Genomic DNA, 8,498 nt, shown 5'->3' on the forward strand with positions numbered 1-8,498 from the left:
AATCAGTGTTGCTCGAGTGCATCCAGCAGTGGCGAACGCGCAACGCCCGCTGCCACCCTTGCCCGCAACTCCTTCGGCAACTTCGACCGTCCCTGCTCTGCGGCAGCCTGCGATGCGAACTCGACGAAACAACCACTTCCCGAACCGGTCAGCCGCGCGGAGCCGATGCCGCTCAACGCTGCGAGCGCGGCCTCGACGGCAGGCTCACGGCGGCGCAGCACCGGTTCGAACGCGTTCCCGACCAGGGTCCCGGAAGCGAAGTCCTCTATTTTCGCCACTGGGCTGTCGCGCGTCAAATCCGGGTCTGCGAACAGGGCCGGCGTGGGAACGTGAACGCCCGGCTCGACCACCACATACCAGGCCGGAGCCAGCGTGATCGGCTGCAGCCGCTCGCCTACCCCGTCGGCCCAGGCGTTGCGGCCACGCACGAATACCGGCACGTCGGCCCCCAGGCGCAGGCCCAGCGCGGCCAGCGCGTCTTCGTCCAGGCCGGCCTGCCAGAGCCGGTTCAACACGACCAGTACGGTGGCCGCATCCGATGAGCCCCCGCCGAAACCGCCACCGGCGGAAACATGCTTTTCGACGATGATGTCCGCGCCTTGCGCGATATTGGCTGTCTCTTTCAGCAACCTGGCGGCACGCACCGCCAGGTCATCGGCCTCGGCCACGCCCGCCAGGCCCTCGCCCTGCCGGCGCACCTGGCCGTCTTCACGCAAGCGCAGCCCGATACGATCACCCCAGTCCAGCAGGCGGAACACGGTCTGCAGCTCGTGGTAGCCATCGGCCCGGCGGCCGGTGATGTGCAGGAACAGGTTCAGCTTGGCCGGGGCTGGCCACCAGGACCAGCCCGCGTCGTCGGCTGCACCATTCATGGTGCGCCCTGTCCCCACTGGTCCACCAGCAGGCGCACCTTGGCGTCGCCATTGCCGGCCTCGATCCGGCGCGGCAGCGCCGGGCGTCCGCCCTCGGCCGGGTACCAGTCCAGATACTGCACCTGCCAGCCCATCTGCTGCATGCGGCGCGGCCGGCCTTCACCGTCACGCTCGACCTTCTCCGGGCCGGCGGCATCCCCGGCCACCAGGCCACGGATCCAGTCCGGCAACTGGTTGACCGGGATGTCCCAGCCGGTCGCTTCCAGCAGCAGCTGCTGGGCGTCCTCGCCATCACGCGGCCCCCCGGCCAGTCCTTCCAGGCGGCCGGCCTCGGAATGGGTATCGCCGGTCAGCTTCCAGCTCTGCCGGGTCACCGGCGCGCTCAGCTCAACCACGTAGCGGCGCCCGTCCTGCTTCCAGTCGATGCGGCCGCTGCCACCGTCCTTGCCCTTGCTGACCGCGACCCGGCCCTGGAAAGCCCAGTCCGGCTGCGCCTGCAGCGCCGCCACGCGCGCGGCCTCGGCCTGCGCCGCTTCGGCCGACACCGTCTCGACCACGGCCGGGGCCGCCGTCTTCTGCGTGCCCACCGTCGTGCACGCGCTGACCGCCAGGGTCACGGCCGCCAACAGCAGCGGCCGGATAAAGGGAACACTCATGGATTGAATTTCTCGCGGGCGCGCAACAGCGCGCGGTTTTCAGGGTCGAGCTTGGCCGCTTCCTCGAAGAAGTGGCGGGCCTCGTCATGCTTGCCCAGCACCCACAGCACCTCACCGACATGGGCGGCGATCTCCGGGTCCTTGGCCAGGGTCCAGGCACGGCGCAGCTGCACCAGGGCCTCTTCCTTGCGGCCCAGGCGATACAGCACCCAGCCGTAGCTGTCGACGATGGCCGCGTTGTCCGGCTCGGCCACGCGGGCGCGGTCGATAAGTTCCAGCGCCTCCTGCAGACGACCGGTACGGTCGGCCAGGGTGTAGCCCAGCGCGTTCAGTGCCGGCACGTTCTCCGGGTCGGTCACCAGGATCTTGCGCAGGTCAGCCTCGGCACGCGGAATGTCGTCACGACGCTCCCAGGTGAGCGCACGGGCGTACAGCAGCCCGTTGTCATCCGGGTAGGCGGCCAGGCCGCGGGCCAGCGCGTCTAGTTCACCGGCACTGTCGTCGGCGCGCTGGCGCAGCTCGGCCTCCAGCAGGTAGGCATCGCGGCGCACATCGTCGTCGACCACGGCGTCGGACTGGATCGCGTGCACTTCATCCAGCGCCAGCGGCAGGCGCCCGGCCAACGCCTGCGCATTGGCCGCACGCAGGCGCGCCTCGCTCAGCTCATCGCCACCGGGCACGCTGTGATACCACTGCACCGCCTCGGGATAGCGCTTCAGGTACTCGGCGATCTTGCCCAGCAGCAGGCGCTGCGCCGGGTCCGGCTTCGCCGCCTGCCGCGACAGTTCGTTGTACAGGTTGGACAGCGCGGCCTTGTCACCCTGCTTGGCCAGCAGCGAGGCGCGCATGCCCCAGGTCTGCACGTCCTGCGGGCCGAACGCCAGCACGCGCTCGGCCGCGGACGGCTGGCCGAGGCTGTCGTAGGCGATGGCCACCGCGTTGCGCAGTTCCGGGTCCTGGCGGGTCTTCGGCTCGACGTCGTGCAGCAGCGACAACGCCTTGTCGGTCTCGCCGGCCTGCTGCAGCTGGCTGGCGCGCAGCAGCGCCACGCGCGGCTCCTCGGGGAACCGCTTGACCACTTCGTCGATCATGCGCCGCGCCAGCTCGGGCTTGTCCATGCGCAGGGCCAGGCGGCCAAATTCCTGCCAGGCCTCGATCTTCGGCGGAATGGCGTTGGCATCGACCAGCTCCCCCAGCACCTGCGCCGGCACCGCCGGATCGCGGCCACCGCCGATCAGCGCGGCCAGGGCGAACTTCCAGCCACGTTCATCAGGGTCGGCCAGCAGGGCCTGCAACTCGGCGCGGGCGGCCTTCACATCGCCCTGGCGCATGGCCAGCGCACCGGCGGCACTGCGCATGGTCAGCGAGCTGGGCGCGCGCTGCTGCCACAGGGCCAGGCCCTTGGCGGCGCTGGCATCGTCGTTGGCGAGCATGGAAATGCGGGTGGCACGCTCGGCCAGGCCGGCATCGCCGTCGGTCTGCTGGGCCGCCTGCAGGTATCCGCGTGCGGCCTCGGCCAGCTTGCCGGCCTGCAGCGCGAACTCACCGGCCATCACCGGTTCCAGCGCCAGTTCCTCAGTGGCCGCGGCCCGTACGGGGGCCTTGGCCGGCACCGCCGCCAGGGCCTGGCCGCAGGCCAGGGACAGCAGCAGAACACTGGGGATGCGAATCAATGCGGGCATCGTCGGCATCGGGGCCTTAAAATGTCGTCCAATGGCCAGCAGCTTATCGCAAGCAACTGAACAATGACCCTGTGGGTGCTCGGACTGAATCACCAGACCGCACCGGTAGAGCTGCGCGAGCGCGCGGCCTTCGCCGGTGAGGCGTTGCCGCGCGCGCTCGGTTCGCTGCGCGATACCCCGCAGATCGCCGAGGCAGTGCTGCTGTCCACCTGCAACCGCACCGAGCTGTACGCCGTGGCCGATTCGGCGCAGGCGCTGGACCAGTGGCTGCATGCCCAGGCCGGCGACCTGCAGGGTTACCTGTACCAGCATGCCGACGCCGATGCGGTGCGCCACCTGTTCCGGGTTGCCACCGGGCTGGATTCGATGGTGCTGGGCGAACCACAGATCCTGGGCCAGGTGAAGGATGCCTGGTCGACCGCGCGTGACCACGGCCTGCTCGGCCAGCGCCTGGACCGCCTGTTCCAGCAGACCTTCTCGGTGGCCAAGCGCGCCCGCACCGATACCCAGGTCGGCGCCAACCCGGTGTCGGTGGCGTCGGCTGCGGTGCGCCTGGCGCAGAACGCGTTCGCGCGCCTGGACGATTCCACCGTGCTGCTGGTCGGTGCCGGCGAGACCATCGAACTGGCCGCGCGGCACCTGAGCGAGGGCAAGGTACGGCGGCTGCTGATCGCCAACCGCACCCTCGCCCACGCGCAGGAACTGGCCACCCGCCATGGCGGGGTGGCCCTGCCGCTGACCGAACTGGACCGCCATCTGGGCGAGGCCGATGTGGTGTTCTCGGCCACCGCCGCACGCGAACCGGTGATCCATCGCGAGATGGTGGCCAAGGCCCTGCGCGCGCGCCGGCACAAGCCGATGCTGCTGTTCGACCTGGCCGTGCCGCGCGACATCGAGGCCGAGGTCGGCACGCTCAATGACGCCTTCCTCTACACCGTCGACGACCTCGAACGCGCGGTGGAAGACAACCGCCGTGGCCGCCGCGAGGCGGCCGCCGAGGCCGAAGCCATCATCGACCTGCAGGTATCGCGCTTCATCGAGACCCAGCAGGCCAGCGCCCACCAGGCACCGCTGCGGCAGCTGCGCGCATTCGGCGAGGCCACCCGCACCGAGCTGCTGGAGCGTGCCCGCCAGCAGCTGGCCAACGGCAAGCCGGCCGACGAAGTACTGGAACTGCTGGCCCACGGCCTGACCAACCGCTTGCTGCATCCACCGACCGCCGCCCTGCGCGCCGCCGCGCTGAGCGGCGATGCCGACCTGACCCGCGCCGCCGAGCGCCTGTTCCCGGCCACGCCGGGTTACCGCCACCCACCCGTGAGACCCGATGACGCCGACCCTGCGCCGTAAGCTGGAAGCGCTGGCCGAGCGCCGCGAAGAACTGGAACGCCTGCTCGCCGAACCCGATGTGGTCGCCGACAACACCCGTTTCCGCGACCTTTCGCGCGAATTCGCCCAACTTGAACCGGTCGCTGCCGCACTCGCCGATGAGGCCCGCGCCAAGGCCGACCTGGCCGCCGCCGAAGGCATGCGCGCCGACCCCGACCTGCGCGAGCTGGCCGACGAGGAAATCGCCGCCGCGCAGACGCGCCTGCAGCAACTGGAACAGGAGCTGGCGCTGCTGCTGGTACCGCGCGACCCGCGCGACGAAGGCAACCTGTTCCTGGAAGTGCGCGCTGGCACCGGCGGCGACGAAGCGGCGATCTTTGCCGGCGACCTGTTCCGCATGTACGCCCGCTACGCCGAGCGCCAGGGCTGGAAGGTCGAGATCGAGTCGGACAACCCGGGTGAACACGGCGGCTACAAGGAAGTGGTGGCGCGCGTGGTCGGCCGTGGTGCGTTCTCGCGCCTGAAATTCGAATCGGGCACGCACCGCGTGCAGCGCGTACCGGCCACCGAATCGCAGGGCCGCATCCACACCTCGGCCGCCACCGTGGCGATCATTCCCGAGGCCGACGAAGTCGATGACATCGTCATCAACCCGGCCGACCTGAAGGTGGACACCTTCCGCTCCTCCGGTGCCGGTGGCCAGCACGTCAACAAGACCGAATCGGCCATCCGCATCACCCACGTGCCGACCGGCGTGGTGGTGGAATGCCAGACCGAACGCAGCCAGCACGCCAACCGCGACAAGGCGATGAAGCGCCTGAAGGCGCAGCTGCTCGACGCCGAACGCCAGCGCCAGGACGCGGCGCAGGCCGAGTCGCGGCGCCTGCAGGTCGGCAGTGGTGACCGCAGCCAGCGGATCCGTACCTACAACTTCCCGCAGGGGCGGATCACCGACCACCGCGTGGAAGGCCTGACCCTGTACGACCTGCCCAACATCCTGGCCGGCGACCTCGACACGCTGCTGCAGCGGCTCAGCCACGAACACCAGGTCGACGCCCTGGCCCAGCTGTCGGCGGGCTGAGTCGCGTGTCCGCCTGGCAGCAGCGGCAGCACCTGCAACAGGCGATCGCGCGCCAGCCCAGCGATTTCGTCGCCTGGGTGATGCTGGCCGACCTGGAACTGGAAGCCGGCGACATCGCCGCCGGCGAGCAGGCCGCACGACGCGCGCTGCAGCTGCGCCCGAACCATCCCGAAGCGCTGGCGCGCCTGGGTCGCGTGGCATGGATGGCCGGCGCGCATGCCGACGCCGCGACGCTGCTTGGCCAGGCTGCCGCCCTGGCACCGCAGCACCCGGGCATCGCGCTGTGGCTGGGCCACGCGCTGGAAGATGCCGATGATGCCGAAGGCGCGGCGGCGGCGTATCGACGCGCGCACGCACTGATGCCGTCCGAGCCGTACATCGCCGCACAACGCCTGGCCTGGCAGCGTCGCCTGTGTGACTGGCAGGACGTGGACGCAATGGCCGCGCAGGTGCGCAGTGCACTTGCCTCCGGACAAGGCGTGGTCGAACCGTTCGCCTTCCTCAGCGAAGACGCTTCCGCCGCCGAGCAGCTGGCCTGTGCGCGCGCGCGTGCATCCGCCGTAGCCGCTTCGGTGCGACCGCTGCCACCGGTAACGGTGCGTACCCAGGGCCCGCTGCGGGTTGGTTTCCTCTCCAACGGATTCGGCGCCCATCCCACCGGGCTGCTGACCGTGGCCCTGTTCGAGCAGCTGCGCGACGACCCTGCGCTGCAGCTGCATCTGTTCGCGCTGAACCGCGACGATGGCAGCCGTATCCGCCAACGACTGCAGGTGGCGACGCAACTGCACGACGTGGCCGGCCTGCGTCATGCCGACACGGCCACCCGCATCCGCGGGCAGGGCATCGACCTGTTGTTCGACCTGCGCGGCTGGGGTGGTGGCGGCACGCCGGAGGTGCTGGCCATGCGCCCTGCCCCGCTGCAGCTGAACTGGCTGGCCTATCCAGGCACGTCCGGAGCGCCGTGGATGGATGCAGTGATCGGTGATGACTTCACCCTTCCGCCATCACTGCAACCGCACTACAGCGAACGCGTGCTGCGCCTGCCCCGCGCCTTCCAGCCTTCGGACAACACCCGTGTGCTGGAGTCCGCACCGACGCGTGCCGAGTGCGGCCTGCCCGAACGCGGCGTGGTGTTCTGCTGCTTCAACAACAGCTACAAGCTCAACCCGCGCAGCATGGGCCGCGCCTTCGCCGTACTGCAGGCGGTGCCTGGCAGCGTGCTGTGGCTGCTGTCCGGCCCGGGCCAGGCCGATGCACGGCTGCGGGCGGCTGCGCAGAACGCGGGCCTGGACCCGGCACGCCTGGTGTTCATGGCCAAGTTGCCGCATCCGCAGTACCTGGCCCGCTATCAGCTGGCCGATCTGTTCCTCGACACGCATCCGTACAACGCCCACACCACCGCCTCCGATGCGCTCTGGGCCGGCTGCCCGGTGCTGACCTGCCCCGGCGACACCTTCGCCGCGCGGGTGGCCGGCAGCCTCAACCATCACCTCGGCCTGGCCCGGATGAACGTCGCCGATGATGCAGCGTTCATCGCCACCGCCAGTGCGTTGGGCAACGACCCGGCGGCGCTGGCCGCGCTGCGCGCCGAGCTGGCGCAGGCACGCGAACACAGCGGCCTGTTCGACATGGCCGGCTTCGCCCGCGACCTGTCAGCGCTGCTGCAGCAGTTCGCCGGTGAGCACGGCTGGCGCGGCGTCGACAGAACCTGAGCACCACCTGCGCTACGCTCGGGCTTCCTTCCCGCGTGGTGTGACGATGGCAAAGCTCAAGCGCAAGGAGTACGACGAACTGCTGCTGCCGCTGCAGCTGGAACTGACCGCGATGGCGCGCTGGGTGCAGCACAGTGGCCAACGCCTGCTGGTGCTGTTCGAAGGCAGGGATACGGCGGGCAAGGGTGGCGCGATCCAGGCCATCAGCCAGCATCTCAACCCCCGCCAGTGCCGGGTGGTGGCCTTGCCCAAGCCCACCGACCGTGAGGCCACGCAGTGGTATTTCCAACGTTATGCATCGCACCTTCCCGCCGCCGGCGAGATCGTGCTGATGGACCGCAGCTGGTACAACCGCGCCGGCGTCGAGCGGGTGATGGGGTACTGCAGCGAGACCGAGTACCAGCAGTTCCTGCGCCAGGCGCCGGTGTTTGAACAGCTGCTGGTGGACGACGGCATCCTGTTGTTCAAGTACTGGCTGTGTGTGGACCAGGAGCAGCAGGAAAAGCGCTTTGCCGAGCGCCACATCGATCCACTGAAGGGCTGGAAGCTGTCGCCGGTCGACCTGAAGTCACGCAGCAAGTACAGCGCCTACACCGAAGCGCGCGAGGCGATGCTGCGCGCCACCCATCGCGAAGGCGCGCCGTGGACGCTGGTGGATTTCAACGACCAGCGGCTGGGCCGGCTGACGCTGGTGCGCAACCTGCTGGACCGGTTGCCGGACACGCGGGTGGATGCGCCGTTGCCCGAGTTGCCGAAGCTGAAGGGCAAGCTGCATCGCGAGCACTACGATGTGCTGAAGCCGATCGAGGACTTCCCGGTCGAGGAATAGGGTTTGTTCGGCAGGGCTGCGCCCTGCACCCGTGGTAGTGCCGGCCGCTGGCCGGCAACAGCAACAGCAGAAGCGAGCTTCCTGTGGGATGGCGGGGCGGTGCCGGAGTGCGGGGACGCCGTGAACCCATCCCTGGGGGCTTGGCCGCGGCATCCATGCCGCGGACACCCCGCACTCCGACACCGCCCCACCTCTGACAGATTTCTGCGATCTGATGGATCCACTCTGTGTGTGGATGAATCCCAATCAAAATCGAATATTTCGATATCTGTGAGATCTGAGCCGAGCATGGCTCGGCTCTACAGAAGAGCGGGCAGATCGCCGAGATCTGTCGAAGGCG

Annotated in this window: 7 protein-coding genes; 4 read left to right on the forward strand and 3 right to left on the reverse strand. The window is 69.5% G+C overall.

The annotated features are described in order from the left end of the window. Positions 1-2: 2 nt before the first annotated feature. The 3 genes from ispE to N5C18_RS21160 are packed head-to-tail and all read right to left on the reverse strand — an operon-like array spanning position 3 to position 3,210. Positions 3-872, reverse strand: a complete 870-nt coding sequence (gene ispE, locus N5C18_RS21150; protein WP_279945543.1) for a 4-(cytidine 5'-diphospho)-2-C-methyl-D-erythritol kinase — start codon at positions 870-872, stop codon at positions 3-5. Beyond that, entirely contained in the window at positions 869-1,528 is a 660-nt protein-coding gene (lolB, locus tag N5C18_RS21155; RefSeq protein WP_279945544.1) for a lipoprotein insertase outer membrane protein LolB, read from the reverse strand. Before lolB ends, ispE begins: the two co-directional genes overlap by 4 nt. Beyond that, complete coding sequence (locus tag N5C18_RS21160) at positions 1,525-3,210, reverse strand: tetratricopeptide repeat protein (RefSeq protein WP_187299798.1); 1,686 nt, start codon at positions 3,208-3,210, stop codon at positions 1,525-1,527. Before N5C18_RS21160 ends, lolB begins: the two co-directional genes overlap by 4 nt. 63 nt (positions 3,211-3,273) lie before the next feature. Here N5C18_RS21160 and hemA point away from each other — a divergent pair, with 63 nt between their 5' ends. Genes hemA through ppk2 form a run of 4 tightly spaced genes read left to right on the forward strand, consistent with a single transcriptional unit; the run spans position 3,274 to position 8,158 of the window. Further along, entirely contained in the window at positions 3,274-4,557 is a 1,284-nt protein-coding gene (gene hemA / locus N5C18_RS21165) for a glutamyl-tRNA reductase (protein WP_053448874.1), read from the forward strand. Further along, positions 4,535-5,617 carry a peptide chain release factor 1 gene (prfA, locus tag N5C18_RS21170; protein WP_271261640.1) on the forward strand — a complete coding sequence of 361 codons (1,083 nt, stop codon included), beginning with the start codon at positions 4,535-4,537 and terminating at the stop codon, positions 5,615-5,617. The genes hemA and prfA overlap by 23 nt, the downstream gene beginning before the upstream one ends. Positions 5,618-5,622: 5 nt before the next feature. Next, positions 5,623-7,329, forward strand: coding sequence for a tetratricopeptide repeat protein (locus N5C18_RS21175; RefSeq protein ID WP_279945545.1), 1,707 nt, complete (start codon positions 5,623-5,625; stop codon positions 7,327-7,329). A gap of 46 nt (positions 7,330-7,375) precedes the next feature. Beyond that, positions 7,376-8,158 carry a polyphosphate kinase 2 gene (gene ppk2, locus N5C18_RS21180; protein ID WP_049455893.1) on the forward strand — a complete coding sequence of 261 codons (783 nt, stop codon included), beginning with the start codon at positions 7,376-7,378 and terminating at the stop codon, positions 8,156-8,158. Positions 8,159-8,498: the final 340 nt, after the last annotated feature.

Source organism: Stenotrophomonas sp. GD03930 (assembly GCF_029839665.1).
Taxonomy (GTDB): Bacteria; Pseudomonadota; Gammaproteobacteria; order Xanthomonadales; family Xanthomonadaceae; genus Stenotrophomonas; species Stenotrophomonas forensis.